Raw genomic sequence first — 909 nt, 5'->3', positions numbered from 1 at the left:
AAAAAGAAGGGGTCGAGGGGAATTCATTCCCCTCGCCTACCCCTGCCTTAAGACGCCTTCCTTGAAGACAAAAAACGCCAAGAGTCCTTCCTGGAAGAACATCTCGTTGTCGTCCGTCAGCAGGGCGATCCAGGTCTGGCCTTTGTGGCGGAAGCTGGTGACGCCTTCCCAGTTCTCGTGCGGCAGGTCTTCGGTCAGCAGCTCGCCTTGCAGCAGGGTGTCTTCCTTGGCGCCGGCGATCATGGCGGCCGGGATGCGCACCAGGCGGCCACGGAAGAATTCGCGGTAGTTGAAGGCGCGTTCGGTCACCAGAACGCTGCCGTCGGGCAGGCCGAAGGCGTCGGTCGCCACGTAGCCGCCGCGCGGGCGATAGCCGACGGGCAGCCAGTTGCCCGGGCCGCCCAGCCAGGCGCGGGGCCAGCCGTGGGGGCCGGTCCACAGGCCTTCGCTGATCGCCAGCACGCGGCCGTCGGGCAGCACGGCCAGGCTTTCGAGGCCGGCGTTCAGGGGGGCGTTGCGCAGGTCGGCGGGCATCGACCAGATCGTGCCGGGCGCGTCGATGCGGGAGTGGCGGGTGACGTGGTGCCAGCGCTCGAAGCCGATCAGCCAGGAACCGTCGGGCAGCCGCGCCAGGGACTCGGCGTCGCTGGTCAAGCGGCCGGGCGGGCTGTCGAGGAAGCCGTCGTCCAGCGCGCCGTGGCGGATCCGGGCCAGGCCCTGGGGGGTGCCGTCCTCGGCCAGCTGCACCTGCGCCTGCAGCCAGTAGCCGAGGTCGCTGACCGCAGTCAGCTGCAGGTCGTCGCCGATATGCAGGCCGGACCAGCCGCCGGAGCCCAGCGCGCCGTTGTTCAGCTGCAGCATGCCGCGGGCGATCAGCGGGCTGCCCTCGGGCTGGGGCAGCGCGGGGAC

1 protein-coding gene is annotated in these 909 nt (G+C 70.2%); it reads right to left on the bottom strand.

Annotation, left to right across the window (positions count from 1 at the left end; all coding sequences use genetic code 11):
• Window positions 1-36: 36 nt before the first annotated feature.
• Window positions 37-909: esterase-like activity of phytase family protein (locus tag BKE38_RS09525; RefSeq protein ID WP_076957089.1), on the bottom strand; the 873-nt coding region annotated here is incomplete at its 5' end.

It is taken from the genome of Teichococcus deserti, from assembly GCF_001982615.1.
Classification (GTDB): Bacteria; Pseudomonadota; Alphaproteobacteria; order Acetobacterales; family Acetobacteraceae; genus Pseudoroseomonas; species Pseudoroseomonas deserti.
Note: the sequence above shows the minus strand (reverse complement) of the source record. Positions and strands in the feature narration are given on the sequence as shown.